The following is a 16,568-nucleotide window of genomic DNA, read 5'->3' as shown; positions in this document are numbered from 1 at the left end:
AAAAATTATGACTTTTGATTTCCTGAATTTCGAATTTTACAGCCCGTGGTTTTTACTGCTTTTTGCGGTTTTCATTCCACTTTTTCTGCGGGATTGGCGCAAAAAAGCACTAACAGGAATCACGGTTCCGTCCACAGAAAATATGCAGGAAAACAAGGGAATTTTGTTCGTTTTATTTCTGCTGAAAATCTCGAAATACATCATTCTTTCTGCACTAATTATCGCTTTGGCGCGGCCGCGCTCCTTCACCATTTCGCAAAATCAGGACGAAAGTCAGGGAATTGACATCATGCTTTCTGTAGACGTTTCGCTGAGCATGCTGGCTAAAGATCTGGAACCGGACCGTCTCACCGCGCTGCAGAAAATTGCGAAAAAATTTGTAACCCAAAGACCGGGCGACCGCATTGGTTTGGTGATTTATTCCGGCGAGGCGTTCACCAAAGTTCCCGTAACTTCGGACCATGCCGTAGTGATGGACGAACTGGACCAGCTGAATCCGCTGGAACTTCAGCCCGGAACAGCAATTGGTGAAGGACTTTCGGTTGCCGTCAGCCACCTGAAAGACAGCAAAGCAAAGTCGAAAATTATTATTTTGATGACAGATGGCGTGAACACCATCGAAAATGCAATGCCTACGCAAGTTGGCTCGGAGCTTGCGCGAAGCAACGACATCAAGGTGTATTCAATCGGAATTGGAACCAACGGTTACGCGCTGATGCCGACACGACATGATATTTTCGGCGACCTGGTTTTTACCGAAGAAGAAGTGAAAATTGATGAACCGGTTTTGCGCGAAATTGCCCAAACAACGGGCGGAAAATATTTCCGTGCGACGTCCAACCAAAGTTTGGAGGAGGTGTATGACGAAATCAATCAGCTGGAAAAATCCGATTTGAAGATGACGAAACTCTACAATTATCAGGAATATTTCCGCATTTTCCTTTGGATCGCTTTGGCGACGCTGGTTTTGGACGCGCTGATGCGTTGGGTTTTTTATAAATTTTTAAGCTGAAAGATGGTAATTTTTAGGAGCAAGACAGTTTTCGCATCTCCCGAAGATTTCAACCCGCTTTCCGCTATATCCCGCCGCGGCGGGGATGCCGCTGCAATCGGGGCTAGAAGAAAAATTTACCGTTCTTTCGGCATTTTTTTTGACTTTAACCAAAACCAAAATTCGCCCCTAAAAAGGCATATTTTTTAATTTTAGAAAAATCTGAAAATTCAGCCATAAAACGGCGTATTTTTCAACTTAAATAAAAACATCAAAAATTCGCCCTTCAAACGGCTTATTTTTTCATTTTAGAAAAAGCTTTTTATTGCGAAATACTTAAATGAACTGGACTTTAGGAAATAACTGGTATTTACTTTTGCTGTTGCTTTTGCCGCTGCTGGGAATCATTATGTTTCAGTACGTAAAATGGAAAAACCGCCGCAAAGCAGTTTTTGCGGACGCACGTTTTCAGCAGGAACTTTTTACCAAAAAAAACACTTTTTCAAAGTGGTTGCCCATCTTTTATCTGCTGGGGACACTTTTCCTCATCATCTCCATCGTGGATGTTTTAAGCGGTTCCGAGGAAGTGAAAAGCAAACAGAAAATGAATAACGTCATTTTTATGCTCGATGTTTCCAATTCCATGAACGCGCAGGATATCGCGCCGAACCGCCTCGAAGAAGCAAAAAACATCATCGTAAACACGATGAATAAAATGACCAACGACAAAGTTGGTATTGTGGTTTTTGCGGGCGATGCTACTTCTATTATGCCTTTAACCACCGATTTTACCGCAGTAGAAACCTATCTGGGCGGTGTGGAAACCAGCATCATCAAAACCCAGGGCACCGATTTTTTGCAGGGAATGCAGCGCGTGGTTGAAAAATTTAAAAATATTCCGCCCGGCGCACGCAAAGTCATCCTTTTAAGCGATGGTGAAGACAATGAAGGAAATGAAAAATCCGCCGTTAAACTGGCAAGAAATGAAGGAATTTCGGTAATCACTGTAGGGATTGGTTCTGAAGAAGGCGCACCAATTCCGGAATATGTTTTCGGGCAGCTCATGGGCTATAAAACAGATATTACGGGACAAACCGTGATTTCAAAAAGGCAGACTTTAGCCCTGAAAAATATTGCTGAATCCACCGGCGGTACTTACGTTGATGGTAATAATCTGGAAAGCGCAACGTCGCAAATCATCGATGGTTTGAAGGCTTCTGCAAACTCATCTGAAAGCTTTGTAAAATCGAATAACGCCACTCATTATTACCAATATTTTCTGGCCGTTTCAGTCTTCTTTTTTCTGCTGATATTTCTTTTCAATCCGCGCGGCGAATTTAATATTTAGGTGAAACACCTTGATTTCTCATTATTTAACCCAAATTTAACAATTCGTCTCGTGCACTTTAACATATAAAGGAATATTTTTGCAGTGATGAATTTAAATTTACTTTTTGCACTCCTTTTGTTTACGTTCGGCGCGGTCTTTCTTTCAGCACAGGAAAACTACAATACGCTCGTATACAAGGGTAATCAGGAATTTGACCAACAAAATTATGAATCGGCGTCCAGCAAGTACATGGAGGCTGCAAAACTTAATGAAAAAGAATTTACCGCTCATTATAACCTGGGCAACGCTTTGTACAAAAGAAAAATGTACGAAGAAGCGCAGGCAGAGTTTGAAAAAGCAGAAAAATTAGCTACCACTTTACCCGATAAAAGCGCGGCGCTGTACAATCTTGGCAACAGTTATATGCAGCAGGACAACACCAAAAAAGCTGCGGAACTCTACAAACAATCCCTGAAACAGGATCCTTACAATGAAACCATCCGGAAGAATTATGAAATTGCAATGCTGAAAGAAAAGGAAAAGCAGCAGCAAAAAAATCAGAAAAACCAATCCGGTGGCGGCGGTGACGACAAAAATAAAGATCAAAACAAGGGTAACGAAAAAGGCGATCAGCCAGAGAAACAGGAAGGTGCCGGCCAGCAAGGAAAAGGTGAAGGCGACGGAAAAGATGAAAACAAAGGAAAAGGCGAAAACTCTGGTAAAATGCCGAAAGATTTAGAAGACGCAATTCTAAACCGCGTTGGCAACAAAGAACGTGAAACCGCCAAAAGAATCCTAAATAAAAACTCCTATTCGATGCCGCAAAGCAATGAGAAGGATTGGTAATGCATAAAAAAATCCCCCACATATTATTTCTCTTTCTCGCGGTACTTGGCTATGGTCAGGTAAAACTGGCGATTTCGGAAGTGAAAGACCTGAAAGTGAATCAGCGTTTCAAGCTGACGGTGCTTTTGGAAATCAGTGGTGAAAATATGGAGCAGGAAACTCCGCTGCAGGCGCCCGATCTTTCGAAATTTGACATCATCGGCAGCGCCTCGGAACGCAATATCATTGAACTTGACCGTCAGAAAGGGACCATCATCGATCAGCTGGTTTATCAGTGGGTTTTGGCGCCAAAGCATGCCGGTAAAGTGAAAATCGGTTCCGTACTCGTAACGGTAAACGGAAAGATTTACAAAACCGAACCTTTCGATGTTACCGTAAAAGATAGCGAACGCAGCCAGACTGTCGCGGACAATAACGATAGTGATGATCTTTACCTTAACCTTGAAGTTCAGGATAAAGAAGTTTATAAAAACCAACCGGTAACCGCGGTATTGCGCGCATACAGCCGAAATTACAATAACTTCCGGAAAGTCGGCAGAATACTCCCGAGTTCGCAAAGAAATATGAACATCAAACCAGTTTCATTTGCAAAATCGGAGATTGAATCACGCGAAGGTATTGCCTCACAGGTAATCGGCGTATTTATGATTTTCCCGAAAGAAGCCGGCGCGGTAGAAATTATGCCTATTTCGGCCTCTTTTTCCCCAAAATCTACACCGGTAACAATTTCATCAAATCCGGTGAAAATTAAGGTGAAAAAACTTCCTGCGGGAATGCCGGAAACCTATAAAAACGCCGTCGGGAAATTTGCCGTTGAACTCAGCAGAAAAAATGGTGACCAGCTTTTAGAAATCGATAAACCACTCAATATTGTTTTGAAAGTTTCCGGAAAAGGAAATATAGAATCATTGGTTTTGCCGAAACTGGAGCAGTCACCGGATTATATCTTCTACGAACCGAAAATCACCGTGCAATCATCTGCAAAAGAAAAAGGTCTTACCGGTTTTGTAAGTTCCGAATATGTGGTAGTTCCGAAAAAAACCGGCTTAATACGGGTAAAATTTGAAGATTTTTCATTCTTCGATCCTGCGCTTCAAACCTACACCGATTTGGGCGTTCAGCAACTCGAACTTGATGTTAAAACGCCGCAGCAAATTGCGGAAGCGAAATCTACTTTAGAAAAAGTAAATGATTACACGAACAATGTCTTGGAAACGGTAAACACACCGGTTTTGCAGACCAAACATTTAAAGGTTCAAGAGAAAGAAAATATCAACTGGAAAATTGTTGCCGGCAACCTGGCTTTGCTCAGCACTTTCGCCATGCTGTTTTTCCTTGTCATCAGAAAAAACGAAAAGAAGAAACTGAAAAAAACACCCATTTTACAGCCAATTTCTTCGATTGCTGAAACCGAAGAGCTGATTCGAAAAAAAATGGTCAATCACCTCGAAGAAAATATACAATATTTAAAAATTCTAAAAGATCGCAAAGATTATTCAACCTTCTTTTCAACCTACGAAGAGCTGTTACGCGAGGCAATGGCGATTTATGGTGTAACCGACGACAAAGCTTTCAGAAGTCAGCTGGAAGCAGCGAAAGGTCCGTATTTTACGGAAAAATACCGCAATCTTTCAGAGCGTATTCAGATGGAGAAATATTCACCAATTCATTCAGACGAAGAAATTCAGGAGTTGTTTGAAGCCATCAAAACAATATTTTCAGACATTAACAAATAATCATTTATTTTTTATATTTTTGCGAAATTAATAAGTCCAGAAAATGTTTGAATTTTTCTCTGTGAAAGAAACGCTTACCGCGACCATGATTCTTTTTGCGGTCATTGATATTGTTGGTTCTATACCCATCATCGTGGGTTTGAAAAAGAAATTCGGTAAAATCGAAGCGGAACGTGCAACGATCGTTGCCGGAATACTGATGATCGCGTTTCTGTTTATCGGGAATAATATTTTAAAACTAATCGGTGTTGACGTGAATTCCTTCGCGATCGCAGGTGCTTTCGTCATTTTTATCATCGCAATTGAAATGATTTTAGGAATTGAAATCCAGAAAAATGCGGAGTCAAAATCTGCTTCGATTGTGCCCATCGCATTTCCCTTGATTGCGGGCGCCGGAACATTAACAACAACGCTTTCACTTCGCGCGGAGTATCACGATATCAACATTATCGCAGGCATCATTCTCAACACAATTTTCGTATATTTGGTGCTGAAATCAGCAAACTGGCTCGAAAACAAATTGGGAGATGGTACTTTGCAGGTTTTACAGAAGGTTTTCGGTATTATTTTGCTGGCAATTTCCATAAAATTATTTACCGCAAATTTCGCCCAACTTTTTTCGACGTACGTTAAATTTTAATCAGGAAAAATGCAACTCTTTTATAAAATATTCTTAGCGCTTTTTGTAATTTTTATAGGTTTCAACCTTTACAGAATGGAATGGAATCTTGGTTTCTGGCATGAAGAAAATTCAAAATTCATCCTTTCTATATCTGCGGCTATTCTGGGAATTATCGTGATCTACGTTCTTCACACGATGAGCCGTTTGGCGCAGAAAAAATAATTACTGCTAAAATTTCATCACATCTTTTACAACACCGTTGTTTTGCGTGTGTTGCAAGAGTTCTTTAATAATAAATTCCTGGATTAAATCCTCTTTCTCGTTTGCCGGAAACAAAAGGTGAACATTGGCGCCGGCGTCGAGTGTGAAAAAGAGCGGTAAACCAGTTTTTTTCCGGAAATCCCAGATTTTATTGATAACAGCTAAAGTTCCGGTTTTCATTAAAATAAAGGCCGGATCGCTCACCATCATCATGGCGTGAAGTGTCAGCGCTTCGTGTTCCACCAGTTTAATGAAACTATTTATATCGCCTGATTTGAGGATATTTTTCAGTTTTGAAAAATTTTCGTGCGCTTCCTGAAAACGTCTTTCCGCGTACGGATTGGTATTCATCAAACCGTGACCAACACTGGAGCTCACAGATTTTTCACCTTCGTGAATGAGCAAAACCCAATCATTAAAACTGCGGAAAACCTCGTGAATTTCTTCACTTGGATATGGAGTCGCAAACAAGTCCGAACTCCCGGGTACTTCCTGAGTTTCGCCCCAAACCACCAAACCATTATAAAGACTTCGGCACGCACTTCCACTGCCAAGTCTTGCTAAAAAACTGGCTTTTTTCAAGGAGAATTTCGGGTCATTACAACCGGAAAAGGAATCATCCAAACGCAACAGACATTTCGCAATAGCTCCAAAACCCGAAGCCGAACTTGCAATCCCGGAGCTGTGCGGGAAAGTATTTTCAGTTTTAATGATGTATTTCCCTTTTAAAATCCAGGGTAAATATTCCTCGATTTTTTTAAAATAATTCTCGATTTTCTCCGCGAATTTTGGCTCTTCTTTTCCGGAAAGAAAAGTTTGAACCGAAAATTTTTCGTTCGCAAAAAATTGCATTTGTGTATTGGTCTTACACAATTTCAAAGTGTAGCTGATGCTCGGATTTGCCGGAATCTGGTTTTCGTATTTGCCCCAATATTTAATTAAAGCAATATTGGATGGGCAACTTTCGGTAACTTTTTGGTTACTGATTTCAAAAGATTTTTTACCGGTAAATTCACTCATTTTTTGCGTTTTAACATTTTAAAAAAAAGGCCTTAATGTGCCGAAGAATTATACATTTTATCTACTAAATCTGCATATTTCTGCATCACAACATTTCGCTTCACTTTTAGCGTCGGTGTAATTTCGCCCGTCGTAATCTCAAATTCTGACGGCATTAAAACGAATTTTTTGATTTTTTCAAAACCTGATAAATTCTGCTGAATCTCTTCAATTTTTTGGCTGTAAAACTCCTTAATTTTTTCAAGATTTACAATTTCTTTCCAGGTCGTGAACGGAATATTCATTTTCGAAAGCTGGTTTTTTAAAGCTTCAAAATTCGGGATAATCATCGCCGTAACGTACGGTTTTCCTTCCGCAATCACCATTACCTGGTTGATGTAGTTGTTGTTTGAAAGCAGATTTTCAATCGGCTGCGGCGCGACATATTTTCCGTTCGAAGTTTTCATTAAATCTTTGATCCGATCCGTAATATACAGATTTCCGGCTTCGTCAAATTTTCCTGCGTCACCTGTTCGGAACCAGCCGTCTTCGTTGAAGACTTCTGCTGTTTCCTGGGGTTTTTTATAATAACCTTTCATTATTCCGCTGCCTTTTGCTAAAATTTCATCGTTTTCACCAATTTTAATTTTAGTGTCGCCCAGCGGAATTCCAGCGGAACCGTGAACGTAATGTTTAAACGGAAAAGCCGTCAAAGTGGCCGTAGTTTCGGTGAGTCCATAACCAACGGTGATGTGAATGCCGATCGCATCGAAAAAGCGCGTAACTTCAGGCGAAACAGAAGCGCCACCACAAGGCATAAACCAAAGGTTTCCGCCCATTTTGTTTTTAATTTTATTAAAAACCAGCATTCCGGCTAGCGAATTTTTTATTTGAAGCGAAAGCGGAATATTCTGATCTAATCTTTTCAGCTCTGCAACCTGACTTCCGGTTTCCAACGCCCAGTTGAAAATCTTCTTTTTCGTCGCCGAACTGGAATTTGCCATTTCGTGGACGCCGGCGTAAATTTTTTGGTAAAACCGCGGCACGGCACACATAATTGTTGGTTTTATTTCCGATAATGCACTGGCGATTAATTTGGTATTTTCCAGGAAATAAACCTTTGCACCGCCTGATAATGCGAGCAAAGTCCAGCTACGCTCAAAAATATGAGTTAGCGGTAAAAAAGCAAGCGAAGTTTCATTTTCGAAATTTTTAAATTTAAAAAAATCGAAATGCGCTTCAACAGACTGGTGAAAATTTCCGTGCGTAATCATCACGCCTTTCGGAACGCCGGTGGTGCCGGAAGTGTAAATTATGGTGGCTAAATCTTCATTATTTTTCGGTGAAATTTCAAGCTCGTCCGTACTTTTTTTAATGAAATCTTCCAGATACTGGCTGGCTTCTTTTTTAATCCAGATGGATTTTTTCGCCACAATTATTTGCTGCAAAAAGCGGCTATTTTCTAAAATTTCAAAAGCTGCATCGTACTGCTCCTGATTTCCTACCAAAATTATTTTGCATTCCGATTCATCTAAAATATATTTCGCCTGCTCTTTGTTGTTGGTGGAATAAATCGGCACTGTGATAGCGCCAATGGATAAAATAGCAAGGTCAAAAGTGATCCATTCCGCCGAATTATCAGAGTAAATGGCGACACGGTCCCCCTCTGCAATTCCGGCGTCCAGCAAAGCATTCCCTGTTTTAAAAACGGAACGGCGGAAAACCGGCCAGGAAATTTCCATCCACTTATCTTTTTTCTTAAAGCCGATTGCGGATTTTGTAGGGTATTTTTCGCTATTTGAGTTTAAAAATTCTGCAATGTTCATAATGAAGGGTGATCAGAGATATAATTTTGAAGGTGAAAATCAAGACTTTCGAACACGGGAATGAATTCGTAATCGAGTTTTTTCTTTATTTTTTTGTTTGAAATGAGGTGATGTGAAGTTACGGTTTCTAAATTCACTTTATTAAGCATACGCAGTTTCGGGAAAAGCCAACCTAAAATAATGTTCAAAAAATAGCCGAGTTTCAGGATAAATTCCGGCAAAAGTTTCGCTTTTGATTTCCCGAGTTTCTGGCGTACAAAATTCGAAACTTGCAAAAGCCTTTCGGTGGAAGAAATTACGATAAATCTTTCGTCGAAAATTTCTTTTTCCATCAGTTTCACAGCAATTTCCGCAACATCGCGAACATCAACATATGCGGAACTTCCGCTCATCGCATACGGATATTTTGCCAAGGCGCTGAACATTTCACCACTGCTCGCTTCCCAGTTTCCAGTGCCGATAATGACGCCCGGATTGAGAATTATGGTGTTTAAACCTTCCGCAGAAGCTCGCCAGACTTCCATTTCGGAAAAATGTTTAGAACGTGCATATGGTGAATGATCCACTTTCGGATTGTAGTTGGCATCTTCGGTGACTTCACCTTTTTCATTTACGCCATCTAATACGGCGGTTGAACTTACGAAGCACAACTTTTTCACCGTAGAAGTTTCAATCGCGAAAAGTAAATTTCTGGTGCCGGCAATATTGGTGTGATACATCGCGCGGCGGTCTTTCGGATGAAAACTGACTTTCGCGGCACAGTGGTAAACCTCGGTAATGCCAATAAGTGCTTGCTGAAGAGAAAAAATATCTTCGAAATCAACATCCAGCCATTCGATCTTGTCGAAATATTCTTTTGGTTGTTTTGTGTAAAAACGGTAAGATTTTTCAACTTCCTTTAAATCACTGGTTTGACGTTTGGTTGCGCGCACCTTCTTACCGCGCTTCAGCAAATCTAAAACGATAACGCGGCCGAGAATTCCTGTTGCGCCTGTGACTAAAACCATATTTTAATTAAAGAAGTTGATTCAGAAATTTGGAAAAATTCAGGCTTTTAGCAGGAACTTTTTCACCACTTCGTTAAAGTCAGTGGGGTTTTCTGCCTGTACCCAATGACCCGCGTTTTTAATGGTTGCCACGCTGGAATTAGGGAACTGCTGTTTGATTTGAAATTCATCCTGCGGCAAAATATACTGTGATTTTTCGCCGGAAATAAATAAAGTATCGCCGCTGAAAACACCGAATTTTATCGCATTCGAAACAAATTCCTCATATTTTTCAGACAGGGTTTTTAAATTAAAACGCCAGTCCAGTTTTTTATCATCAGTCCAGTAAAGGTTTTTGGTTAAAAATAAAATGACCGATTTTTCCGGAATATATTGCGAAAGCACGTCTTCAACCTGCTGTCTTGATGTCGCGGTGGAGAAATCTACACTTTCCAGCGCCTTTAAAATACCCTGATGATGCGGCGGATATGCTTTTGGCGAAATATCTACCACGATTAATTTATTAACTTTCACCGGATATTTAATAGCAAACTGCATTACCGCTTTTCCACCGAGCGAATGTCCCAAAAGGTTGATTTTTTCGAGGCCGTGAAATTCCATATAATGCAAGATGTCGTGCGCTAAATCGTCGTGTGACATTTGCGGTGAATGAAAACTTTTTCCGTGGTTGCGCAAATCCAGCAGATGAACCGGGAGAAATTCGCCCATTTCCTTACCAAAACTTCCCCAGTTATCCAGCATTCCGAACAAACCGTGAAAAACCAGAAGCGGAATTCCGGCTTTTTCCTGTCCATAAATTTTTGAGTGTAGAATTTCCATGAAAAATTATATAGTTCAAAATTACGTTAAATATTGATGTTTAGCACCGATAAAAATTCCGGCTTAAAACGACCTTTTTTTCTGAATTACCAACGCGCAAGTCTTTTCAGATAAGCCTGAACGGTATTTTCCAAGCCCATATAAAGTGCTTCGGAAATGAGCGCATGCCCGATGGAAACCTCCAATAAATTCGGCACATTTTGGGCAAAAAATTTCAAATTTTCTAAGCTTAAATCGTGGCCCGCATTTATTCCAAGTCCAAATTTTTCAGCTTCAACGGCGGTTTCAATGTAAGATTTTATCGCGTCTTCTTTATTTGCCTTATAATTTTTAGCGTAAGCTTCGGTATAAAGTTCAATCCGGTCGGTTCCCGTTTCTGCGGCAAATTTCACCATTTCCGGATTTGGATCCAGGAAAACCGACGTTCTGATGCCGGCTTTTTTGAATTCTGCAATCACATTTTTCAGAAAGCCCAAATGTTTTTGGCAATCCCAACCGGCGTTCGACGTAATTGCATCATCACCATCGGGAACCAAAGTTACCTGCTCCGGCTTAATTTCCAGAACCATATCGATGAACGGTCGGTGCGGATTTCCTTCAATATTAAATTCGGTATGCACTAATGGTTTTAAATCGTAAACATCCTTTCGCGTAATGTGGCGCTGGTCTGGCCGCGGATGAATGGTAATTCCCTGCGCACCGAATTCCTGCAGCTTCACGGCAGCTTCGGTGACACTTGGCAACTCGCCGCCGCGCGCATTTCGGAGCGTTGCGATTTTATTGATATTTACACTGAGTTTTGTCATTGAATTAGATTTTTGTAAACTGCATGATTTCGAGATCGAAATCCTTTGAAGCTACCATCAGATGGTCGAAAATATCCGCCATTATCGCTTCGTAAGATTCCCACGCAGAATCGTTGGTGAAACAGTAAATTTCCAGCGGCATTCCCTGTGGCGTATTTTCCAGCTGACGAACCATTAAGGTTCCGTTCTGGTCAACTCTTTTATTATTTTTAAGGAAATTTAAAGCATATACACGGAAAACTCCGATGTTGGTGAGCTGTCGCCCGTTGATGAGCATGTCGGAATTTTCAAGCGGATTTCGTTCTTTTTTAATCTCCTCGGACATTTCATGCAGATAATCTTTTATTAAATTGATTTTTGAAAGCCGCGCAAGCGCTTCTTCATCTAAAAATTTAAAAGATTTGATGTTAAAAATAATCGAACGTTTAATTCGTCGAGTATTGCTTTCCGACATTACCTGAAGATTTTTGATTTCCGTGGTTAAAAAATCATAAGTAGGAATGGTGGAAATTGTTTTGTCGAAATTTTCAATTTTCGTAGTCAAAAGATTAAGGTCAACAATCGTTCCTTCCATATTATACTTTGGAATTCCGATCCAGTCACCGACTTTTAAATTTTTGGAAGTTGCAACGTGAATTCCAGTCACAAAACCCAAAATAGTATCGCGGAAAACCAAAACCAAAACCGCAGTAATTGCTCCCAAACTTCCGACAATTGCGGAACCGCTGATGCCGAACAAGACACTAATTGCGATCACAGAACATACGAAAATCCCGAAAATATTAATGGTTTGCGAAACCGCATTGAGGGCAATAATTTTGTAATAATCCTTTTTGATAATGAAATAATTCCTGGTCGCAGTTACACTGCGCAGCAAAAGTTGCGCGATGACGATGACAATCAGAAGTCCAATTAGTCTTTCCAGAAAAATATGGCTTTTCGGGTGACGATAAAAAATTGAAAAAAGCGCGTAACTGCCAAAGAGCAAAGCGCCAATATGCGCGATGGAATTGGTGATTCTCGCGGAATAAATGGACTTTAAAACAGGATATTTTTCTTTATCGAAGAAGAGCTTGAAAATGGTGTTGATGACCAGTTTAATCAGGAAATCAACCACATAAATTATGGCGAGAAAAAAGAGAAATTTCAGGAAAATCTGCGAAAGCAAAACAAAAGTATCAGGCACATTTTCCCGTACAAAAAAATGAATATAGTCGCTTATATTCTGCAAAAAGTCTTTAGTGTCCGCCAGTTCTTTGTTCATTGCAGCAAAAATAAGAAATCCGTTTGTCTTTCCCTGATTTATAAGTACATTTAACAAAATTTAGTTATCATGGATGCTGCATTAATCACGCTTGTGAGTATTATTTTATTGGTTCTCGGGATTATTGGAACTTTTTTACCGGTTTTACCAGGACTTTTTCTCAGTTTGTGCGGACTATTAATTTATAAATTCGGGACCGATGCACCGATTTCCATGGTTTACATCTGGATTTTTGTCGTGCTTACAGCGCTTTCCGCGGTTTTGAATTACGTAATTCCAGCACGAACGAATAGAAAGTATGGTGGAACGCGTTGGGGCAGCGTTGGATCGATTGTTGGAACTTTAGTCGGAATGTTTTTTATTCCCATCCCGTTTGGTTTTCTAATCGGAATGTTTCTGGGCGTTTTTATCGGTGAACTGCTGCACGATTCTACAGACAAAAAGAAAGCTTTTAACAGTACGAAAGGTGCCTTGATCGGGTTCATTTACGGCACAGGTTTCAATTTTATTGTTGGCGTGGCAATGCTTTTGGTAGTTGTAATTGATATTTACAAAAACTAAAGAAATGTTCCTCAAAATTGCCTTTGGTTTAATGACGCTTTTGTCGGCTCAAACCTGTGAAAAGCAAACCAAAACCACTTCGGAAAATGAAGAAAATCCAGTCGAAAAGCAGCTAAAAACTGATTCGGCGCAGTTCGGTAATTCGAAAAAAAATGCCGAAAATGCTGCCAATTTTTCTGAAGAATTTGCTGTGCAAGATTCCGCTTTTATTTATTTAAATGAAGGTGAGAACCGGTTTTTCGAAGAATTTGAAATGAATATCACCTTTAAAAAAATGCTGGAAGACAGCCGCTGCCCCAAAGATGTAAAATGCATTTGGCAGGGAAATGCAAAAGCTGAAATTGAACTTACCGGAATTTATACCCGCCCTTTTACAATGGAATTAAGCACCATAAATGACGCGAAAAAAGGGTTTTCCAATTCAAAACAATTTAATGGATATCTAATTTCTTTGGTTGAAGTTTCACCCAAAACCACTTCAGCGAAAAATTTTGAAGCTTTGAAAGGTCATTATAAAATTAAACTTCAAATAGAAAAAATCGGGGCAAAATAGGCCAAATTTTTCAAAATAACTTACCACGAAATTGGCTTGATATTTTTCGATTTTAAATAGTTATTAACTTTCGAAAAAGGTTTGCTGCCGTAAAAACCACGGTGTACAGAAAATGGCGACGGATGCGCAGATTTTATTATAAAATGTTTTGAAGTATCGATTAATTCCTCTTTTTTCTGCGCAAAAGCGCCCCACAAAACAAAAACCACGTTTTCTTTTTTTTCCGAAATCTCTTTAATGATAAAATTGGTGAACTTTTCCCAACCCAAATCTTTGTGTGAATTTGGTGAATGCGCACGCACTGTAAGCGAGGAATTTAAAAGCAAAACACCTTGCCTTGCCCAATCTTCGAGATCGGTTTTTTGTCGTTCAATACCTAGATCTGACTTCAATTCGGTGAAAATATTTTTCAGTGACGGCGGTGCCGAAACTTCTTCGGAAACTGAAAAACTCAATCCATTTGCCTGATTATCATTATGATACGGATCCTGACCGATAATCACCACTCTTACCTCATCGAAAGGTGTGAGATCCAAAGCGCGGAAAATCTCTTTTTTTGGCGGAAAAACTTTGGCAGAATTATACTCCGTTTTCACATTTTGCCAGAGACTTTCAAAATATTCGGAATTTTTTATCGGGGCAAGAACTTCGGTCCAGGTCATGGTGCTGTATTTTTGATTGGTAAAAAATAAAGTTGAAAACTAATCTATGATTTAGCGCGTTTGGTTTCCAACTCCGAAACTACAAAATTAGCACAATATCAAAATATCTCTTTAAATTTGCGTGTGCATATACAAAAAGATGATTTAGACGAACTAGAATTTCCGGAACTTTTAGCGGAAATTTCGCCGTTTGCGTACTCGAAAAAAATCGCTGAAAGAATTGAAGCGATTAAGCCTTTTGAGCTTGAAGAAGCCGAGCTTTCACTCAAAAAAACAGCGGAATATCTCGCCAGTTTTGAAAGTGACAACGCGATCCCTTTCAATGAATATGAAGATATTGAAGCGGAACTCAAGCTGATGGTGATTGAAAATTTTCGGCTCGAAAACGCCTCTTTTTTAAAAATTAAAAGTCTGACCGAGCAAATTGCGCGGCTGCAGAAATTTTTCCCTGCTTACGAGCAACTTTTTTTCCATTTAAAAAATGATGTTAAAGATTTAGAATACCGCAAGGAAATCGTCGAAAAAATCGATAAGGTTTTCAACCGTTTTGGTGAAGTGAAAAGTGATTCGTCGCCAATTTTAAAAACCTTGCGCGCCGAAATTTCAACTGCGAGAAAGGCCATTCAGGAAAATTTCAACCGCGCGCTTACGGCTCTTTCGTCAACCGATTATCTGGATGACATCCGCGAAAGCATCATGGACGACCAGCGGGTTTTGGCGGTAAAATCCGGTTATAAAAAACGGGTTCCGGGACGCGTTCTGGGAATTTCCAAAACCGGCTCCATCACCTACATTCAGCCGGAATCGGTGGTAAAACATCAGTTTAAACTGCGCGAAGATATTGAAGAAGAAAAAAAAGAAGTCGATAAAATTTTACGGAAGTTAACGACAGAAATTTCAGAATTTGCACCACAGCTCGAAGATTATCAAAATTATATTTTCGATCTTGATCTCACGCGCGCAAAAGCAAAATTCGCGGAGAAAATCGGTGGAGTTTTACCAAAAATAAACCGTCACCGCACGATGCGTTTGGTAAATGCTTTCCATCCTTTGTTGCTGATCCGAAACCAAGTTGAAAAGAAAAAAATATTTCCGCAAACCTTAACTTTAACCGAACAAAACCGGATTTTATGTATTTCCGGACCGAATGCCGGCGGAAAATCCATTACGCTGAAAACCGTCGGTTTATTGCAGCTGATGATTCAGAGCGGAATTCTGGTGCCGGTTCATCCGAAATCAGAAATGTTTTTCTTCGAAAAGCTGATGACGGATATTGGCGACAATCAATCCATTGAAAATCATCTTTCCACGTATTCTTCGCGCCTGAAAAAAATGGCGAAAATCATCAAAGAAGCCAATTCGAAAACGCTTTTGCTCATCGATGAGTTCGGAACCGGTTCCGACCCGGAATTAGGCGGCGCCTTAGCGGAAAGTTTTCTGGAATTTTTCTACGAGAAAAAAAGTTTTTCCATCATCACCACGCATTACACCAACATCAAATTGGTGATCGAACATTTGCCACACGCGACAAATGCTGCGATGCTTTTTGATGAAAACTCGCTGGAGCCGCTTTATAAACTGGAAGTTGGCCAAGCCGGAAGTTCTTTCACCTTCGAAGTTGCGGAGAAAAATAAAATCCCGAAATTCATCATTGAATCGGCGAAGAAAAAAGTGGAACACGATATTGTAAACCTGGATAAAACCATTGTAAAATTACAGCAGGAAAAATTTGAAGTTGAAAAAATTAAGACCGATTTAGCCGAAAAAAGAGATTCTACTCAAAATAAAAAGGAAAATCTGGAAAAACTGAACGAGCAGCTTCAGCAAAAACTCTATAATTTTCAGAAACTTTATGAAGATGAGCACCGAAAACTGCAGTTTGGGAATAAAATCGAAGGTTTTATCGATTCTTATGTGAAAGGAAAATCTCGGAAACTGGTGGTTGCGGACTTTGTGAAAATTCTGGAGCAGGAAAAGTTCCGCAAGCTAGGTTCTGACAAAGATGAAAACAAAAAGTTGCAGATTGTAAAGCGAAAAATTACGCAGCAGCTGAAAAAGACCGACGTACAGGAAAAAATTGTTGCCGCGACCGAAAAGCTCGAAGATAAACGCCAAAAAGAGCGCGCGGTGTGGATGAAAGTTGGACAACGCGTGCGAATTCCGGGTTCTACAAGTGTCGGCACAATAGAAAAAATCGAGAAAAACGGTAAGGTTTCAGTGAATTACGGAACTTTTAAAACCCAGATCAGCGGCGACGAACTGGAAAGAATATAAAAAAAGGGCTA

16 protein-coding genes are annotated in these 16,568 nt (G+C 40.0%); 9 read left to right on the top strand and 7 right to left on the bottom strand.

The window, feature by feature from the left end; all coding sequences use genetic code 11:
* Positions 1–7: 7 nt before the first annotated feature.
* From OA84_RS05140 to OA84_RS05110, 6 genes are all read left to right on the top strand, one after another.
* Entirely contained in the window at positions 8–1,012 is a 1,005-nt protein-coding gene (locus OA84_RS05140) for a vWA domain-containing protein (protein WP_039343412.1), read from the top strand.
* Positions 1,013–1,331: 319 nt separating this feature from the next.
* Positions 1,332–2,339, top strand: a complete 1,008-nt coding sequence (locus OA84_RS05130; RefSeq protein ID WP_039343406.1) for a vWA domain-containing protein — start codon at positions 1,332–1,334, stop codon at positions 2,337–2,339.
* Between the two features lie 87 nt (positions 2,340–2,426).
* A complete protein-coding gene (locus OA84_RS05125; RefSeq protein WP_039343404.1) occupies positions 2,427–3,167 on the top strand; it encodes a tetratricopeptide repeat protein in 741 nt (246 codons plus the stop codon).
* A complete protein-coding gene (locus tag OA84_RS05120) occupies positions 3,167–4,903 on the top strand; it encodes a BatD family protein (protein ID WP_039343401.1) in 1,737 nt (578 codons plus the stop codon). The genes OA84_RS05125 and OA84_RS05120 overlap by 1 nt, the downstream gene beginning before the upstream one ends.
* 43 nt (positions 4,904–4,946) lie before the next feature.
* Positions 4,947–5,543, top strand: a complete 597-nt coding sequence (locus OA84_RS05115) for a MarC family protein (RefSeq protein ID WP_039343398.1) — start codon at positions 4,947–4,949, stop codon at positions 5,541–5,543.
* A 75-nt stretch (positions 5,544–5,618) separates the two neighbouring features.
* Positions 5,619–5,747, top strand: a complete 129-nt coding sequence (locus OA84_RS05110) for a hypothetical protein (protein WP_316930473.1) — start codon at positions 5,619–5,621, stop codon at positions 5,745–5,747.
* Positions 5,748–5,753: 6 nt separating this feature from the next.
* Here the strand turns inward: OA84_RS05110 and OA84_RS05105 are convergent, their stop codons facing one another.
* From OA84_RS05105 to OA84_RS05080, 6 genes are all read right to left on the bottom strand, one after another.
* Positions 5,754–6,806 carry a diphosphomevalonate/mevalonate 3,5-bisphosphate decarboxylase family protein gene (locus OA84_RS05105; protein ID WP_039343392.1) on the bottom strand — a complete coding sequence of 351 codons (1,053 nt, stop codon included), beginning with the start codon at positions 6,804–6,806 and terminating at the stop codon, positions 5,754–5,756.
* Between the two features lie 32 nt (positions 6,807–6,838).
* Positions 6,839–8,611: an AMP-dependent synthetase/ligase gene (locus tag OA84_RS05100; RefSeq protein ID WP_039343389.1), complete on the bottom strand. Its 1,773-nt coding sequence runs from the start codon at positions 8,609–8,611 to the stop codon at positions 6,839–6,841.
* A complete protein-coding gene (locus OA84_RS05095) occupies positions 8,608–9,618 on the bottom strand; it encodes an NAD-dependent epimerase/dehydratase family protein (RefSeq protein ID WP_039343386.1) in 1,011 nt (336 codons plus the stop codon). Before OA84_RS05095 ends, OA84_RS05100 begins: the two co-directional genes overlap by 4 nt.
* A 39-nt stretch (positions 9,619–9,657) precedes the next feature.
* Entirely contained in the window at positions 9,658–10,437 is a 780-nt protein-coding gene (locus tag OA84_RS05090; protein ID WP_039343383.1) for an alpha/beta fold hydrolase, read from the bottom strand.
* 86 nt (positions 10,438–10,523) lie between these two features.
* Positions 10,524–11,243 carry a pyridoxine 5'-phosphate synthase gene (locus tag OA84_RS05085; RefSeq protein WP_039343381.1) on the bottom strand — a complete coding sequence of 240 codons (720 nt, stop codon included), beginning with the start codon at positions 11,241–11,243 and terminating at the stop codon, positions 10,524–10,526.
* 4 nt (positions 11,244–11,247) lie between these two features.
* Complete coding sequence (locus tag OA84_RS05080; protein WP_039343378.1) at positions 11,248–12,507, bottom strand: mechanosensitive ion channel family protein; 1,260 nt, start codon at positions 12,505–12,507, stop codon at positions 11,248–11,250.
* 69 nt (positions 12,508–12,576) lie between these two features.
* On the opposite strand from OA84_RS05080, the gene OA84_RS05075 reads away from it, so the two are divergent.
* Together OA84_RS05075 and OA84_RS11185 are read left to right on the top strand one after the other, a co-directional pair.
* On the top strand, positions 12,577–13,068 hold the full coding sequence (locus OA84_RS05075; RefSeq protein ID WP_039343375.1) for a DUF456 domain-containing protein: 492 nt from the start codon (positions 12,577–12,579) through the stop codon (positions 13,066–13,068).
* 4 nt (positions 13,069–13,072) lie between these two features.
* Positions 13,073–13,621 carry a hypothetical protein gene (locus tag OA84_RS11185; protein WP_052252125.1) on the top strand — a complete coding sequence of 183 codons (549 nt, stop codon included), beginning with the start codon at positions 13,073–13,075 and terminating at the stop codon, positions 13,619–13,621.
* Between the two features lie 20 nt (positions 13,622–13,641).
* Here the strand turns inward: OA84_RS11185 and OA84_RS05065 are convergent, their stop codons facing one another.
* Positions 13,642–14,283: a uracil-DNA glycosylase gene (locus OA84_RS05065; protein ID WP_039343372.1), complete on the bottom strand. Its 642-nt coding sequence runs from the start codon at positions 14,281–14,283 to the stop codon at positions 13,642–13,644.
* Positions 14,284–14,406: 123 nt separating this feature from the next.
* Here OA84_RS05065 and OA84_RS05060 point away from each other — a divergent pair, with 123 nt between their 5' ends.
* Positions 14,407–16,557, top strand: a complete 2,151-nt coding sequence (locus OA84_RS05060) for an endonuclease MutS2 (protein ID WP_039345712.1) — start codon at positions 14,407–14,409, stop codon at positions 16,555–16,557.
* Positions 16,558–16,568: the final 11 nt, after the last annotated feature.

Source organism: Kaistella solincola (assembly GCF_000812875.1).
Lineage (GTDB): Bacteria > Bacteroidota > Bacteroidia > Flavobacteriales > Weeksellaceae > Kaistella > Kaistella solincola.
Note: the sequence above shows the minus strand (reverse complement) of the source record. Positions and strands in the feature narration are given on the sequence as shown.

Coding starts and splice junctions, on each gene's coding strand:
- OA84_RS05140 (WP_039343412.1), top strand. CDS start 8: ATGACTTTTGATTTCCTGAATTTCGAATTTTACAGCCCGTGGTTTTTA.
- OA84_RS05130 (WP_039343406.1), top strand. CDS start 1,332: ATGAACTGGACTTTAGGAAATAACTGGTATTTACTTTTGCTGTTGCTT.
- OA84_RS05125 (WP_039343404.1), top strand. CDS start 2,427: ATGAATTTAAATTTACTTTTTGCACTCCTTTTGTTTACGTTCGGCGCG.
- OA84_RS05120 (WP_039343401.1), top strand. CDS start 3,167: ATGCATAAAAAAATCCCCCACATATTATTTCTCTTTCTCGCGGTACTT.
- OA84_RS05115 (WP_039343398.1), top strand. CDS start 4,947: ATGTTTGAATTTTTCTCTGTGAAAGAAACGCTTACCGCGACCATGATT.
- OA84_RS05110 (WP_316930473.1), top strand. CDS start 5,619: ATGGAATGGAATCTTGGTTTCTGGCATGAAGAAAATTCAAAATTCATC.
- OA84_RS05105 (WP_039343392.1), bottom strand. CDS start 6,806: ATGAGTGAATTTACCGGTAAAAAATCTTTTGAAATCAGTAACCAAAAA.
- OA84_RS05100 (WP_039343389.1), bottom strand. CDS start 8,611: ATGAACATTGCAGAATTTTTAAACTCAAATAGCGAAAAATACCCTACA.
- OA84_RS05095 (WP_039343386.1), bottom strand. CDS start 9,618: ATGGTTTTAGTCACAGGCGCAACAGGAATTCTCGGCCGCGTTATCGTT.
- OA84_RS05090 (WP_039343383.1), bottom strand. CDS start 10,437: ATGGAAATTCTACACTCAAAAATTTATGGACAGGAAAAAGCCGGAATT.
- OA84_RS05085 (WP_039343381.1), bottom strand. CDS start 11,243: ATGACAAAACTCAGTGTAAATATCAATAAAATCGCAACGCTCCGAAAT.
- OA84_RS05080 (WP_039343378.1), bottom strand. CDS start 12,507: ATGAACAAAGAACTGGCGGACACTAAAGACTTTTTGCAGAATATAAGC.
- OA84_RS05075 (WP_039343375.1), top strand. CDS start 12,577: ATGGATGCTGCATTAATCACGCTTGTGAGTATTATTTTATTGGTTCTC.
- OA84_RS11185 (WP_052252125.1), top strand. CDS start 13,073: ATGTTCCTCAAAATTGCCTTTGGTTTAATGACGCTTTTGTCGGCTCAA.
- OA84_RS05065 (WP_039343372.1), bottom strand. CDS start 14,283: ATGACCTGGACCGAAGTTCTTGCCCCGATAAAAAATTCCGAATATTTT.